At 35.6% G+C, this 16,638-nt stretch carries 11 protein-coding genes; 9 read left to right on the forward strand and 2 right to left on the reverse strand.

What is annotated here, in order from left to right; genetic code table 11:
- Positions 1-127 precede the first annotated feature (127 nt).
- Complete coding sequence (locus tag C1638_RS18510; RefSeq protein WP_228428213.1) at positions 128-1,063, forward strand: sensor histidine kinase; 936 nt, start codon at positions 128-130, stop codon at positions 1,061-1,063.
- Positions 1,060-1,737 carry a LytR/AlgR family response regulator transcription factor gene (locus tag C1638_RS18515; protein ID WP_109623438.1) on the forward strand — a complete coding sequence of 226 codons (678 nt, stop codon included), beginning with the start codon at positions 1,060-1,062 and terminating at the stop codon, positions 1,735-1,737. The genes C1638_RS18510 and C1638_RS18515 overlap by 4 nt, the downstream gene beginning before the upstream one ends.
- Positions 1,738-1,925: 188 nt before the next feature.
- On the opposite strand, the gene C1638_RS18520 is transcribed toward C1638_RS18515, so the two are convergent.
- A complete protein-coding gene (locus C1638_RS18520) occupies positions 1,926-4,193 on the reverse strand; it encodes an aconitate hydratase (RefSeq protein ID WP_109623439.1) in 2,268 nt (755 codons plus the stop codon).
- Positions 4,194-4,502: 309 nt separating this feature from the next.
- On the reverse strand, positions 4,503-7,283 hold the full coding sequence (locus tag C1638_RS18525) for a bifunctional aconitate hydratase 2/2-methylisocitrate dehydratase (protein ID WP_109623440.1): 2,781 nt from the start codon (positions 7,281-7,283) through the stop codon (positions 4,503-4,505).
- Positions 7,284-7,594: 311 nt separating this feature from the next.
- Between C1638_RS18525 and C1638_RS18530 the strand changes: the two genes are divergently transcribed.
- From C1638_RS18530 to C1638_RS18560, 7 genes are all read left to right on the forward strand, one after another.
- Positions 7,595-8,365, forward strand: a complete 771-nt coding sequence (locus C1638_RS18530) for a WG repeat-containing protein (protein ID WP_228428215.1) — start codon at positions 7,595-7,597, stop codon at positions 8,363-8,365.
- 282 nt (positions 8,366-8,647) lie between these two features.
- Positions 8,648-10,765 carry a TonB-dependent receptor gene (locus C1638_RS18535; protein ID WP_109623442.1) on the forward strand — a complete coding sequence of 706 codons (2,118 nt, stop codon included), beginning with the start codon at positions 8,648-8,650 and terminating at the stop codon, positions 10,763-10,765.
- Between the two features lie 244 nt (positions 10,766-11,009).
- Entirely contained in the window at positions 11,010-11,762 is a 753-nt protein-coding gene (locus C1638_RS18540; RefSeq protein ID WP_109623443.1) for a hypothetical protein, read from the forward strand.
- The gene (locus C1638_RS18545) at positions 11,750-12,292 is read left to right on the forward strand and encodes an acyl-CoA thioesterase (RefSeq protein ID WP_106917981.1); all 543 of its coding nucleotides are present in this window, start codon (positions 11,750-11,752) and stop codon (positions 12,290-12,292) included. Before C1638_RS18540 ends, C1638_RS18545 begins: the two co-directional genes overlap by 13 nt.
- Before the next feature lie 173 nt (positions 12,293-12,465).
- Positions 12,466-13,395 carry a 2-hydroxyacid dehydrogenase gene (locus tag C1638_RS18550; protein ID WP_109623444.1) on the forward strand — a complete coding sequence of 310 codons (930 nt, stop codon included), beginning with the start codon at positions 12,466-12,468 and terminating at the stop codon, positions 13,393-13,395.
- 184 nt (positions 13,396-13,579) lie between these two features.
- Positions 13,580-14,842 carry a serine hydrolase domain-containing protein gene (locus C1638_RS18555; protein WP_109623445.1) on the forward strand — a complete coding sequence of 421 codons (1,263 nt, stop codon included), beginning with the start codon at positions 13,580-13,582 and terminating at the stop codon, positions 14,840-14,842.
- 25 nt (positions 14,843-14,867) lie between these two features.
- Positions 14,868-16,634: an Ig-like domain-containing domain gene (locus C1638_RS18560; RefSeq protein ID WP_109623446.1), complete on the forward strand. Its 1,767-nt coding sequence runs from the start codon at positions 14,868-14,870 to the stop codon at positions 16,632-16,634.
- The last annotated feature ends 4 nt before the right edge of the window (positions 16,635-16,638 follow it).

A 16,638-nucleotide genomic window follows, 5' to 3' on the forward strand; every position in this document is an offset into this window, starting at 1 on the left:
TAGGTTTTGTCGAAAATGTCTAGGAATTTGGAGGCACAGATTCTTACATTTGAATATGAAGCAAAAGCAAATTTTTTTCCTGCACTTTTTCTATTGGTTGCTGGTTCTTAGTAAAAATATATTAACAATGATCATCTATCAAGATGCCCATATTGATATTTTGAATCTTACTATTTTTATCGCCAGTTTTCTGGGTTTCTACGTTAATTATTTGTTTGTTGTTCCTCGGTTTTTTAATCCTAAAAAGCTCTATCTTACTATTGTAGGATTTTTTGTTGGGGTATTTTTCTTTGCGCTATTCCGCTATTCTTTAGAAGAAGTATTGCTTCCGCAAATTGTCGGATTTAGAAATTACGCAGAGGATACGTCTTTTGCATATTATTTTTATGATAATGTGTATTATTCTAGTTTAACGATTTTTGTGAGTACCAGCTTGTGGCTTTTTACTTACTATTCCAAACTGGAAAGAGAGCGAACGCAACTTATTGAGGAGAGAAAGCATGCTGAGCTTCAAGCTTTGAAAACACAAATTAATCCACATTTTATTTTCAATTCTTTAAACAACATCTACTCACTTGTCTATCAGAATTCAGAGAAAGCTCTGCCTGCCATAGAAAAGCTTGGAGAACTCCTTCGATATACCACAAAGGATCTTGAAAAGGAATTTATCCGTCTTGATCAGGAAGTGGGGTATATTGAAAGTTTGATTGAGTTGGAAAAACTAAGAATTGGAAACCCTGAGTTATTAATTGTGGAAAAGAAGGTTAGTCAATCCGGAGTCCTTATTTCACCTATGATTCTTGTTCCATTTGTTGAAAATGCTTTCAAACATGGAGACTTCAGAGGGAAAGGGTTTGTAGTTTCTATCTCTGAAGACATGGGGAAATTGAATTTTTATCTTCAGAATTTTAAGAGCATTCGTGAAAAAGATAAATTGTCTGGTATAGGAATAGAAAACGTAAGAAAAAGGCTTGAAATTTTATATCCTAAAAAATATGAACTTCATATAAAAGAGACTGAGTCGGAATTTATTGTAGATTTAAGAATAGATTTGTCCGTATGAGAAAACTAAAATGCATTATTGTGGATGACGAGCCGTTGGCGATATCACTGCTTGAAAATTATGTGCAGAAAATTCCTTTTTTCGAGTTGGTTTTTTCTACAGAGAATCCTATTCTGGCATTGGAGTTTTTACAGAATAACGAATCTGATCTGATCTTTTTGGATATCCAGATGCCTGAGCTTACTGGAATTAATTTTATGAAGATTAATGGAGACAAACAGAAGTATGTTTTGACAACAGCTTATTCTGAATATGCAATGGATGGTTATGAGCATAATGTCATTGATTATCTGTTGAAACCGATCTCTTTTGAAAGGTTTATGAAAAGTGCATTAAAGATCAAAGAACGTTTTTCTTTTAATGATGAAGCAGATTCCCATTTCTTTGTAAAATCTTCGGGACAACAGTATAGGATAAGCTTTAACGATATTCTTTATGTTGAAAGCATTAAGGATTACGTGAACATCCGAACATCTGATGAAGAATATATTGTTTTGGATACCCTTAAATCAATGGAAAATCAGCTTTCTGATAGATTTGTAAGAATTCATAAGTCTTTTATCATAAATATGGATAAAATCAAAAGTATAGGATCCAAAAAGCTCATGTTATCAGAGCAGGAAATTCCGATTGGAGATAGCTATAGAACAAATCTTTTGGAAAAATTAAAATAATGAATTAGGTAATTAAACCCCTATAGCTTTCGGTATTTTCAATTTAAAGATCTGTATTGTTCGCGAGATAAGAATTTTACTAGCTTTATCTCTTTCTCACAGATTTAGGAGATTAAGCAGATAGATAATAGAAAAAAATAAGGCTTCAATTGAAGCCTTATTTTTATTAATCGATCTAACAATTAATTTTATTTTTCTTGTTGCTTAATCAGATTCAAGGCAGAACCAGCTTTAAACCACTCAATTTGCTGGTCGTTATAAGTATGGTTTGCAATGATGATATCTTTAGTTCCGTCTTTGTGAACGAATTCTAAAGTTAATTGTTTTCCTGGAGCAAACTGATCAAGATCTAAGAAGTTAACCGTATCATCTTCCAGTATTTTGTCATAATCAGCCTCATTTGCAAAAGTGATTCCCAACATACCTTGTTTCTTAAGGTTAGTTTCATGGATTCTTGCAAATGATTTTACCAATACCGCTTTTACACCTAGGTGTCTAGGTTCCATAGCAGCATGCTCTCTCGAAGAACCTTCACCATAGTTTTGATCTCCTACCACAATGGTTGGAACTCCTGCAGCTTTGTAAGCTCTTTGTACTGCCGGAACTTCACCATATTCACCCGTTAATTCATTTTTAACGTGGTTAGTTTCCATGTTGTAAGCATTTACGGCTCCAATGAGCATGTTGTTTGAAATATTATCAAGGTGACCTCTGTATTTCAACCATGGACCAGCCATAGAAATGTGGTCAGTTGTACATTTTCCGAAAGCTTTGATCAATACCTTAGCATTTTCAATGTTCTTACCGTCCCAAGCTGGAAACTCTTCTAGCAACTGAAGTCTGTCCGAAGTAGGGCTTACGTTAACAACTACGCTGGATCCGTCTGGAGATGGAGCCTGATATCCGTTATCATCTACTGCGAAACCTTTTGCAGGAAGTTCAAAACCTTTAGGTTCGTCAAGTTTTATTTGCTCGCCAGCTTCGTTGGTTAAAGTATCAGTAATCGGGTTAAAATCTAGTCTTCCTGAGATGGCAACAGCAGCTACCATTTCAGGAGAAGCTACAAATGCGTGTGTATTCGGGTTACCATCAGCTCTTTTTGCAAAGTTTCTGTTGAAAGAGTGGATGATAGAGTTTTTCTCTCCTTTTTCAGCTCCTTCTCTGTCCCATTGTCCGATACAAGGTCCACAAGCGTTAGTAAAGATTCTTGCGTTTTCAAATTTTCTGAAAGAATCCAAGAAACCATCTCTTTCCGCTGTGAACTTCACTTGCTCAGAACCAGGGTTAATTCCTAAAATAGCTTTAGGTTTTACTCCTTTTGCTACCGCATCTTCAACAATAGAAGCCGCTCTTGATAAATCTTCATAAGAAGAGTTGGTACAAGAACCAATAAGTGCCCATTCCACTTCTAGAGGCCATCCGTTAGCTTCAGCTTTTGCTCTGAATTCAGCAACCGGGGTAGCCAAGTCTGGGGTAAAAGGTCCGTTTAAGTGAGGTGTTAGCTCAGAAAGGTTGATTTCGATTAATTGATCGAAATATTGTTCTGGATTTGCATATACTTCAGCATCCCCTGTTAAGTGTTCAGCAATTTTATCAGCAGCGTCTACTACATCCTGTCTTCCTGTAGCAGCCAAATATCTTCTCATTGAATCATCGTATCCAAAAGTAGAAGTCGTAGCTCCGATTTCAGCACCCATATTACAGATGGTACCTTTACCCGTTGCAGAAAGAGATTCTGCCCCTTCACCGAAGTATTCTACGATACATCCTGTACCTCCTTTTACAGTAAGAATTCCTGCTACTTTTAAGATTACATCTTTTGCAGAAGTCCATCCGTTCATTTTACCGGTTAATTTTACTCCGATAAGTTTAGGCATTTTAAGCTCCCAAGCCATTCCGGCCATTACATCTACAGCATCTGCACCACCTACACCAATAGCAACCATTCCTAGTCCGCCAGCATTTACGGTGTGAGAGTCAGTACCAATCATCATACCTCCCGGGAAAGCATAGTTTTCTAATACAACCTGGTGAATAATACCAGCTCCGGGTTTCCAGAAGCCAATTCCGTATTTATCACATACAGAACTTAAGAAGTTGAAAACTTCCGAGTTTTTGTTGATCCCCTCCTGTAAATCTTTATCAGCACCTACTTTCGCTTGGATCAAGTGATCGGCATGAGCAGTTGACGGGACAGCTACTTTAACTTTCCCTGCCTGCATGAATTGTAAAAGTGCCATTTGTGCAGTTGCATCCTGCATTGCTACTCTGTCTGGTGCGAAGTCTACATAAGAGTTTCCTCTTTCATGTGCTTGCGTAGCGTTTCCTTCCCAAAGGTGGGTATAAAGGATTTTTTCTGAAAGGGTAAGAGGTTTGCCCACAATTTGTCTTGCTGCTGCAATTCTTTCAGGGTAACGTTCGTACACCTTTTTGATCATATCAATATCAAAAGTCATATCTTATTTTAGTTTTGTTCTTTTTTCCGTTAATGCTCCTTTTTCTAATGTTTGAAAAAGAAAAATCATTTTTTATACATCAAAAAATGTTCCTATAATCTATCAATAGGGGTAATTTTGACTCCAAAATCAATAGATTTTATAACTTTCAAGTTAAGAAAAAATAGACTTTATTTTTGGGGTTTTATCGAAAAAAAAACGTAACTATTATAAAATAGAAACGTTCTAAACAAAAAATTGAAAGATTTTAAATCCTTAAGGATCAAAATCTTTCAATTTTATAATTTTAAAAGCTATTGTTAAGTGCTGTTAATGACCCACCTGAACCAACTCCTTAATTGGAGGAGCAAATTTAGTAAGATCAATACCTTTCACTGCTGCTTTATATTCTTCAATATTAGGAATACGTCCAATAATTGCCGAAAGAACAACAACCGGTGTAGAAGCTAACAAAGATTCTCCTTTTTTACGTTCAGAATCTTCAACCACTCTTCCTTGGAAAAGACGGGTTGATGTAGCCAATACTGTATCTCCTTTAGCTGCTTTTTCCTGGTTACCCATACAAAGGTTACATCCAGGACGCTCAAGGTACATTACATTTTCGTATTCTGTACGAGCTTCACCTTTTGGAGCATTGTCATTAAATTCGAATCCTGAGTATTTTTCTAGTAATTCCCAGTCTCCTTCTGCTTTTAATTCATCAATGATGTTATAAGTAGGCGCAGCTACTACAAGAGGAGCATTAAATTCTACTTTACCTTGTTGTTTTTCAAGGTTTCTAAGCATTTGAGAAACAATTTTTAAATCTCCTTTGTGAACCATACAAGATCCAACAAAACCAAGATCTACTTTTTTCTCACCTCCATAATAAGAAAGATCTCTAATGGTATCGTGAGTATATCTTTTAGAAACGTCATCATTGTTTACATCCGGGTCAGCAATCATTGGTTCAACAATTACATCAAGGTCAACAACAACTTCTGCGTAATATTTAGCATTAGAATCAGGTGTTAAAGCTGGTTTTTCACCAGATCTGATCTCTGCAATTCTCTTATCCGCTTTATCGATTAATCCTTGAAGAACTTTATTATGGTTATCCATACCCTTATCAATCATAATCTGGATTCTGCCTTTTGCAATTTCCAATGATTCAATTAAGGTATTGTCCTCTGAAATATTGATAGAAGCTTTTGCTTTCATCTCTGCAGTCCAGTCTGTAAATGTAAATGCCTGGTCAGCAGGAAGTGTTCCGATGTGAACTTCAATGATTCTACCTTGGAATACGTTTTCGCCTCCAAATTGCTTAAGCATTTGAGCTTGTGTTGCATGAACTACATCACGGAAATCCATGTGTTCTTTCATATTTCCTTTGAAAGTTACTTTCACAGATTCCGGAATAGGCATAGATGCTTCACCGGTAGCTAATGCAAGAGCAACAGTTCCTGAGTCAGCTCCAAAAGCTACACCCTTAGACATTCTGGTGTGAGAGTCACCTCCAATGATAATTGCCCACTCGTCTACAGTAATATCATTAAGAACCTTGTGAATAACGTCTGTCATAGAGTGATACTCACCTTTCGGGTCACGGGCAGTGATCAAACCGAAATCATTCATGAATCTCATCAATTTTGGAATGTTTGCCTGAGCTTTTTTATCCCATACTGAAGCGGTGTGACATCCTGATTGGTATGCACCATCCACAATTGGAGAAATTACAGTAGCCGCCATTGACTCAAGTTCCTGAGAAGTCATAAGACCTGTCGTATCCTGTGAACCAACAATGTTTACCTGTACACGAACGTCTGAACCTGCGTGAAGTACTTTCCCTGGGGTTGATCCAACCGCATTTCGGTTAAAGATCTTTTCTACTGCTGTAAGGCCTTGCCCCTCATGAGAAATTTCTTTTGATGGAGCAAAAACAATTGGAGCTTCAACTCCTAAAAGCTGAGCTGCAAATGTCTGTAACTTTTTACCAAATACAATAGCGTAAGATCCACCAGCTTTAATGAATTCCATTTTCTGAGGTGTGAATGCCTTAGAAATATCAATCAGCTCCTGGTCTCCGTTATATAATTTTTTTGTTTTTGTATTGATGGTAAGAACTGTTCCTGTAGCTACTGAGTAAGCTTGCTCAAGAATAGGTTCACCATTTTCATTACGAACAGGGTTTCCGTCTGTATCCAATTTCTTAACCCAGTTTTTAAGGTCGATACCGATACCTCCGGTAACGTCTACTGTAGTAAGGAAGATTGGAGAAATACCATTGGTTCCTCCAACAATTGGAGCAAAGTTTACGAATGGTACATATGGACTAGCTTGCTTACCTGTCCAAAGAGCTACGTTGTTTACTCCAGACATTCTGGATGAACCTACACCCATTGTTCCTTTTTCAGCAATAAGCATAACGCTTGCATCAGGATGTTGAGCCTGTAAAGCTTTAATTTCTTCCTGTGCCTGAGGAGTAATCATACATTTACCATGAAGTTCACGGTCAGATCTAGAGTGAGCCTGGTTACCCGGAGAAAGTAAATCTGTTGAGATATCTCCTTCACCTGCGATAAATGTAACTACTTTAATTTCTTCAGCTACTTCTGGAAGTTTAGTGAAGAATTCTGCCTGTGCATAACTTTCCAGGATTTCTTTTGCGATTTCGTTACCGCTATTGAATGCCTCTTTCAGACGGTTTGTGTCCGCTTCATAAAGGTATACCTGTGTCTTAAGAACTTTAGCCGCTTCTTTTGCAATAGCTGCATCATTACCTAAAGCAAGATCTAACAACACTTCAATTGATGGACCTCCTTTCATGTGAGATAATAATTCAAAGGCGTAAGCTGGCGATATTTCTTCTACTACGGATTCACCTAGAATGATCTCTTTTAAAAATTTGGCTTTTACCCCCGCTGCACTTGTTGTTCCCGGTAAGGTGTTGTAAATAAAAAATTTAAGAGAGTCCGATCGATCTGCATTACCTGAATCTTTAATTTGCGCAATAATTTCGCTTAGTAATTCAGCACCATCAATTGGCTTTGGATGAAGCCCTTGGTCTTTTCTTTCTTCAATCTCTTTGATGTAATCCTTATAAATATTCATAATAGAAGTCTTTCTCTTTTAAAGTGAGATTAATAAAAATGACTGTTCAGTCATCACCTTTCTTTTACCGGTTTGTATACAATACATAATAACATTTTGAGCCTCCGCATTTTGATGCGAAATCGGAACCGGATAAAGTCAGTATAATCTACGTCTTTTTTTTAAGATTTTAAAATTATTAAACAATTCAAAATGTTCCCCAAAATTACGAATTTTTAATATTTTAAGGGAATGAAATTATTTAGATTCTTTATAAATATGAATTTTATAATATCTATTTTTGGTTGTATTTTTACAGCCAAATGATGAATATGAAAAATATACTGACTGTTTTATTCGTTTTAATTTCGATTTTCGCTTTTTCACAGACCAAATCTGTGAAGAAAATTGGAGCTAAGAATATCGCAAAGACCCCTGTGAAAAAAGGAAATTTGGCATCTAAGCCCAATCCTGATCTGGTGGTTGTCAATAAAGATCTTCCGGTTCTTATTCCTAAAAAGAAAGGGGATAAGTTTGGATACGTCAATCAAAACGGAAAATTCATCATTCAGCCGGAATATCATATTGCCGTATTTTTTTATGAAGATTGTAATCTTCTGAATTCTCCAAACGAAAAAGTGAGAAAATATGGAACAAAAGATTACGCAACTGTAGAAAAGGATATGATTTCCTATCGTGTTGATCAATCCGGGAAAAGAGTTTATCAGTTTAAGGATTCAGATCTTGGGAAATGTAAGTTTGAGGAATACAAGCACCAGTTGTTTCAGGCGTATATCCTAAATGGGTTTTATGGAATTATTGAAAAGGCAAAATTTGTGAATGCAGCAGATTATCGACAATATCAGATTTATCCTCAGTACCAATATCTTTACATCATGGAGGGTGATGATGTAGCTGATCCAATGATTGTTGCTTCCAATAATGATAAATTTGGAGTAATTGATGTTAACAATAAAATCATTGTTCCGTTCGAATATTCCAACATAAAAAGAAACTTCAGTTGGAAGCTTGGGAAGATGTTTGAAGTAACAAAAGATGGTAAAAACTACTATTACATTGATGCGAATAATAAAACCTACTAAAAAGTGAATCGCGAATAGTGAATAATTGTTAGAGATATCTTCACATAACGGCACGTTCAGATATCCTGCATCTGCAAAGCTATATCCCTCGATTTAATCTTATCTCATATATTTTTTGTAATTTTGCAGCTGAAATAAAGGGGTGCTTTAACAGGCTGAGATTATACCCAATGAACCTGGAACAGGTAATGCTGTTTAGGGACGTAGACTTTACTAAAAGGTCTAATCTGTATAATATCTTATCGATCCCCTTTTATTCATTAAATGTTAAAGATTTATAGAATGAAAGGATTATTTTTTTTAGGGCTTACTGTAGGCTCTGTAGCCTTTATCCAGGCTCAACAAAAGGATTCCCTGAAAATCAGGGAAATTGAAGCGGTCAGTTTTACCAAGAGACTTCCTGTTGCTAAGGAAATTATCAATGTTCAGAAAGATTTAGACGGGAAAAATTTGGGACAGGATCTTCCTATTCTTTTAAAAAATCAAACTTCCATCATTTCCACATCAGATGCAGGGAATGGAGTAGGGTATACTGGTTTTAGAATTCGTGGAGTATCAGGATCCGCAATAAATGTAATGATGAACGGTGTTCCTTACAATGATTCTGAAAGTCAGGGGACGTTTTTCGTTAATGTTCCGGACTTAACAAGCTCTGCATCACAGATTGTTATTCAAAGAGGAGTGGGGACTTCCAATAACGGGGTTTCTGCATTTGGGGCAAGTATTAATGTAATTTCAAGGGAGCCTGAAGAAAAGTTTTATTTTAAAACTGATGATAGTTATGGTTCTTTTAATACTTATAAATATTCAGCAGAGGCAGGTTCCGGAAAATTCTGGAAGAATCGTCTTTCTGTAATGGGAAGATATACCCGTATTCATTCTGATGGATATATAGACAGAGCATCTTCAGATTTGCATTCTTATAATTTTACAGCTTTGTTTGAGGAAGGGAAAACGAAATTGCGTCTAATGGCTTTTGGAGGAAAAGAAAAAACCTATCAGGCCTGGAACGGAATAACGAGAGAAGTATGGGAAACAAATCCAAAATTCAACAATTCCGGTGCAATCAAGGATGTCAATGGAAATGTTACAGGTTTCTATGATAACGAAACAGATAACTACAGACAGAATCATTATCAGTTGCTTTGGGAGCAAAAATTTGATGACCGTTGGAATTTAGAAACTACTTTTCACTACACCAAAGGAAAAGGATATTACGAAAATTACAAACAGAGAAGTTCTTTCTCAAAATATAATCTGCCTGATATTATTGAGAATGGACAAACTATTAAAAAATCAGATTTTATCAGAAAAAAATGGCTGAATAATGACTTTTATGGTGTTGTTTCAACGCTTTACGGTAAGTTTGAAAACCTTGATTTAAACTTTGGAGCAGTTGTTAATCAGTACTATGGAAGGCATTACGGAAACGTTACCGGGGTGTTTTATCCGCAGATTAACGAAAGTGAATATTACAAAAACCGTTCTGTGAAGAATGAAGTTTCTGGTTTTGCTAAAGCTTTGTTCAGAATGGAAAATTTTGAATTCTTCGGTGATTTACAGCTTAGAAGTATCAATTATAATACTAAGATTTTAATGGCAGGAGATGGAGAAGGAGCCGACTTGGATAAAAACTGGTTGTTCTTTAATCCAAAAGCTGGGGTAAATTATAAAATAAATGGCGGAAAGATATTCTTATCCTATGCTCATGCCCATAGAGAACCAAACAGAGATGATATCATGGCCAACAATGACGTTAAGCCTGAAAAGCTTCATGATTTTGAAGCCGGTCTGGAGAAACAGTTTGGATTTTTATCCTTAACTGCGAATGTCTATTATATGTACTATGTTAATCAATTGGTTTTGAACGGTCAGCTTAATAATGTTGGGGCATTTATCAGAACCAATTCAGGAAAGAGTTATAGAAGAGGAGTTGAGGTAGGAGCATTGGCAAAACTATCAAAACAATGGGAAGTTTCAGGAAATCTAACGTTAAGCCAGAACAGAAATCAGGATTTTAATATAGAAGTTGGGGCTGCTCCGGTAAGCTTGGGGAATACTCAGATTTCATTTTCTCCAAATATGATTGCTAATTTGGGAGTGAAATTTAATCCAACTCAAAATTTCCAGTTTGCTTTAATGAACCAATATGTTGGAAAACAGTATATAGATAATACGGAAGATAAAAACTTAGAGCTCAAAGATTATTTCCTTACAGACTTTAATGCGCAGTACCAATTTAAAATTGGAAATAATGATATTGCGTTAAAATTGTTGGTGAATAACCTGTTCAATAAAAAATATGTGAACAATGGTTCTATTAATGATGAGGGGAATCCCTTATACTTTGCACAGGCAGGAACTAACTTTATGTTCGGAATAAGCTGGAAAATTCAATAGATTGAGAAAGGAAAGATCGTAAAAAAATAAAGAAAAGAACATCAATAAGTGCATTCGCAAATTTGTCCTTTTATAATTTTACCTTTTTACCCTTTTCATAATAATGGCTAAGCTTAAAAAAAGAACTTTAAATAATTGTATTCATGTTTTAGTACAGAATACTCAAAAGACTGTCTTGGCAGTCTTTTTTTATATCAGTTAAATATCTTCAAAAGTCATGAAAAAGTTATAAATTTGCCACCAAATGAATATTTCAGCATACATTTTAGAATACTTAAAACAATTTGGAACAGCCACGGTTCCAGGCTTTGGCGTGTTTTCTCTGAAAAATTCTAAGGCAATTATCAATTCTGAGAACGGAAGTATTTTACCTCCGGCCAGTCAGATTGAATTTTCAATTGACTATGAAGTACAGGCTGAAGATCTTACCGCTTTTATAGCCCGAGAAAAACAAATGTCTCTAGACGCTTCCAGAAGTGATCTTAAAATCCAGACTGATTTTTGGAAGAAAAAGCTTCAGGCAGAACAGATTCTTGAAATTCAAAATCTGGGAACAATCTTTATTGAAGAAGGACATACCCATTTCAAAGGAAAAAGAGTAGAAGCCGGGCATCCGGATTTTTATGGATTGGAAGAAATCAGATTCTCCGATATCAATAACGGAGAAAAAGTAACCGCTTCTGAAAACCGTGAAAAGGATTATAAATTTAAAAAGACGATCCTTTGGATTTTCCTTTTGATTATTCCGATCTTGGGTATTTTATACTTTGCATTTACCCAGCAGGAACTTCTCTTTGGAAAGAAATCTTTCAATAAGGTTTCTGTACAGACCTCTACACACAGAATTGTAAAAGATACGGTAAAGATGGTGGCACATACACCAGAAACTGCGGTTTCAGATTCACTGAAAAAAGATTCATTGGCAAAATCTGTCGGAAAAGGAACAAAGACTGTTCCGGCAGCTCCAAACAACACTAAGAATAAATGGCAAAAATAAAAAAAGCGTCAGAATCCCTGACCATCATGACTAATATCGTTCTTCCGAACGAAACCAACTCTTTAAGAAACCTTTTTGGAGGTGAGCTTTTAGCAAAAATGGACCGTTGTGCATCTATTTCTGCTGCAAGACATTGCGAAAGAAGAGTAGTAACGGCATCAGTAAACCACGTATCTTTCAATCACCCAATTCCCGAAGGAGGAGTGGTGGTATTGGAATCTAAGGTTTCTAGAGCATTCTCTACTTCTATGGAAGTGTATGTGGATGTGTGGTCAGACGATCCCATTAATCAGAAAAAAATTCATACTAATTCTGGGATTTATACCTTCGTTGCAGTAGATGAATTCAACCGTCCGATTCCAATTCCAGATATGGTTCCGGAAACAGAAGAGGAAAAAGAAAGATATGCGGCTGCATTCCGTAGAAAAGAACTTTCATTAATCCTTTCCGGAAGAATGAAACCTTTGGAATCTGTGGAGCTTAAGAAATTATTCCAGGAGCCACAAGAGCCTAAGAAAGACAAAAAATAAAATAAATATTTTATAAGAAATAATGCTTTTAAACTTTGCTGAGTGCTAACGCCTTTGCGAGCTTAGAAGCATTTGTATTTTCCATACTCTAGCGAAATGAGGGTTTAAATAAAATATCCTATCATTCAGAAATAACACTTACGTATTTCTTAATTTCTAAATTTTATATTAAGATGAAAATTCTCCTTTTAGATAAAAACCATCCTCTTATTACCGAACAGCTTTTAGCTCAGAACTTTATATTGGAAGAAGACTTTACGTCATCTTATGATGAGGTTTGTCAGAAAATCGAAAATTATGACGGAATTATCATCAGAAGTAGAATTCCTTTGGATAAAAATTTCCTGGAACAAGGAAAAAATTTGAAGTTTATTGCCAGAGTAGGAGCAGGAATGGAAAATATTGATATTCCGGCTGCAGAAGCACTGGGGATTCAACTTATTAATTCTCCGGAAGGCAATAGAGACTCTGTAGCAGAACATGTTGTTGGGATGCTTTTGGTGATCATGAACCGCCTTTTTATTGCTTCTCAAGAGGTGAAAAACGGAATCTGGAAGCGTGAAGAGAATAGAGGAGACGAATTATTAGGGAAAACAGTTGGCCTTATAGGGTACGGAAATATGGGAAAAGCCACTGCCAAAAGACTTTCAGGGTTTGGGTGTAAGGTAATTTTCCATGATATTCTTCCCGGACTTTCTGACGAATTCGCTACTCAGGTTACATTAGATGAACTGAAGCAATCTGCAGAAGTTCTGAGTTTACATATTCCATTAACTTCAGAAACGCATTATCTTGTTGATAAAACATTTATTTCTGAAATGAAAAACGAGTTCTATTTTGTGAATACAGCAAGAGGAAAAAATGTAGAAACTAAAAGTTTAGTAGAAGCGCTGAAGATGGGTAAGGTAAAAGGAGTTTGTTTAGACGTTTTGGAATATGAAAAGTCTTCTTTCGAAAATCTTGAAATAGAAAATGAAGATTTAAAATATCTACTGGAATCTGAGAAAGCAATCGTAACACCGCATATTGCAGGTTGGACGCATCAAAGTAAGGAAAAGCTAGCTCAGTTTATTGTAGATAAAATTGTAGCTTCACATTGCTAGATAAATAAAACTGATGAGGCTGAGGTCGCAATATAATTGATAGAATTCTTATTTTTTCTCAGCCCTATTTCTCAGTTTACTCTTTCGCTATTTTTGCTATTTATGTTAAATAATTCATAATGTCGTCTTCATATTTACTATTTAATTTCGAGTTTTATTAAATTGCCGCTCATTTTTGAATCTCATGAAGACGCGTAACTTAGTACTTATTGTAACTGTTTTTTTATCCTTTTTTTCTTGTAAAAATAAATCTGAATCCAAAGAGGCTTCTGCTGAAAACACGACCAATCTTCCCAATTATGGAAATGTAGATCTGGGTAATGTTTTTACAAAAGCAGATGGCCAGCTTTCTGATAAAGAATCATTAACCGGATATATAGATCAATACTATAAAAAAATCTGGGATGGTGGAGACTTGAGCGGAGGTATATTGGTGGCAAAAGGAGACGAGATTCTGTATGAAAATTACAGAGGTTTCGGAAGAGAAGGCAATCAAATGCCGATTGATAAGAATACACCATTACACGTAGCTTCTGTTTCGAAGACCTTAACAGCTATGGCCATGATGAAGTTGGTAGAAGCCGGAAAAATTAAACTTTCCGACCATCTTACCCAATTCTTTCCGGGATTCCCTTATCCTAACGTTACTGTTCAGACTTTACTGGATCAGAGAAGCGGACTTCCAAAATATGAATATTTCATCACTAAAATACAGCCTGCTCCGGCAGAACTTTCCAAGCCTTTCATAACCAATCAGGATGTATTGAATATGATCATCAAATATAAACCTGATTTGGCAAGAGATACCGATACAGGATTTATGTACTGTAATACTAATTTTGCTTTATTGGCTCTGTTGGTTGAAAAAGTAACAAAGACTCCTTTTCCACAGGCGATGAAAGAAATGATTTTTACTCCTTTAAAAATGAATAACACTTACATTTTTCAGGAAAAAGATATTCCAACAGCTTCACAGTCTTTCTATTATGGAGCAAATAAACTGTATCCATTAGACAGATTGGATCTTATTTACGGAGATAAAAACGTTTACACTACACCAAGAGATTTGTATAACTTCTCAAAAGCTATGTTTTCAAAGGACTTCCTAAAGCCTGAGTTGATGCAGATGGTCTTTACACCATACAGTAATGAGAAAGCAGGAATGAATAATTATGGTCTTGGTTTTAGAATGAAAATATTTGATAACGGTGAAAAGCTTACCTATCATAATGGATGGTGGCATGGGACCAATTCCGTATTTGCTCATCTATTAAAATCCAAGGTAACTATTGTGGCTATTGGAAATAAATATTCAAATAAAGTATATACAGCACTTGCACTATCCGGATTATTTGAGAATTTCCCTGTACAGCAGGAGAAACTTCAAACTATAATGACCGGCAGTAAAGATACTTTGAATAGCGGACACGAAGTTTTTGGAGAATAATGTTTACTTTTGCTTAAACATTTTCATGAAAAGGTTTCTTTTATTATTTGTTATCTGTTTTCTTGTACACTCTTGTGCAAGAGTTGGGTCTCCTGTTGGAGGTCCGAAAGATACGCTGGCTCCAAGATTTTTAAGTTCAAATATTGATACCACAAGAATCAATGTAAAAAGAGATATTCACGAACTCCGCCTGGATTTTGATGAATATATTACATTAAAGGATATCAATAAAAACCTGATTATCTCTCCGCCAATCAAAAATATCAAGCGGATTCTTCCTTCCAATATTGCGAATAAATTCGTTCTTATCCAATGGACGGATACTCTTCAGGCAAATACCACTTACAATTTCAACTTTGGGAATTCAATTGTAGATAATAACGAGACTAATATTCTGCGTTATTTCAATTTTGCTTTCTCTACAGGAGATAAATTGGATGATTTGTATATCAGTGGTGAGGTAAAAGATGCACTGGAAATCAAAAAGAAAACAGGGAATAATGAAAACAAACTGGTTGTAGGGCTGTATCAGGTAAAAGATACCATGAACTACAAGCAAAAGCCATATTATATCACGAAAGTAGATGATGATGGATATTACGAACTGAATTACCTTTCTCCAGGGAAATATAAGATCATTGCTTTCGATGATGAAAACGGAAACTCCGTATATGATCCAGGAAAAGAAAAAATAGGATTTAATAAAGAAGTTATAGATTTTGAAAAATCCATTTCAGGATTAAACTTAAAAGTATATCCATCCAAGAAGCCTTTGAAATATTCAGAGATGAAAGAAGTTGGTGGTGGAATTCTCATGACATTTGAGGGACATCCAGAGGAAGTGAAAGTTCAGTCTGTTAATAATGATAAGCTTAAAGATATAAAGGTAACCCATCGTCCCAAATCAGATTCTGTGAGAATTTGGTTTGATGCTGTTAAAGATAACATAGGACAGGAAACTACTGAGAAGCTTCAGTTTAGCTACGATATCGGGAGTAAGCAGGATACTGTTTCCGTATTCTATAAATATAATAAGAAGAACGCAATGGATATTGTCAGCGATAATGGAGGGGGTTCATTAGCTCCAAAATCTGACTTTAAAATTGCTTCGGCCTATGTTGTTGATAAAATTGATCCGTCAAAATGGGTGTTGAAAAGCGATAGTTTGACAACGCAGGAATTTACAGCTGCAATATCGAACACCAATCCATATCAGATTATTGTGAAGTCGGATTTTGTAAGCGGGAAAAAATATAAGCTTACCATTCCAAAAGAAACTGTTTCTTCTTTCTATACTAAAAATACACAATCAAAAAGATTCGATTTTGAATATGATAAAGTAGAGCAGTTTGGAAGTCTGGAATTTACACTTCAGAATGCCCCAACTTCCAGCTATTGGATTCAGTTATTAGATTCTTCTGAAAAGATATTATACGAAAAATACACCAAAGGAAATATTATCAAGTTTGATATTCTGAAACCCGAAGAATATATCGTAAGAATATTGGTTGACAATAATGAAAACAAGTACTGGGATGAAGCCGACTTTAGTAATGAAACATTTGCAGAAGATGCTTACGTCTTCTATAAAAAAGCGGTAGTGAGACCTTTATGGGAAACCAGAGAAAATTGGGATCTGAAAGATACCAGAACACTCGATAATCCCAAAGGAAACTCTTCTTCAGTGGCCCCAACGACACTTTCTCCAAACCAGGAAGAACCGGTGAAGATAGAAGCAGAAACTAAAAAAGAAATAAAGTCAGATAACGCAATTATAACTCCGGTAAAGTAGGCTT

The organism is Chryseobacterium oncorhynchi, from assembly GCF_002899895.1.
Taxonomy (GTDB): domain Bacteria; phylum Bacteroidota; class Bacteroidia; order Flavobacteriales; family Weeksellaceae; genus Chryseobacterium; species Chryseobacterium oncorhynchi.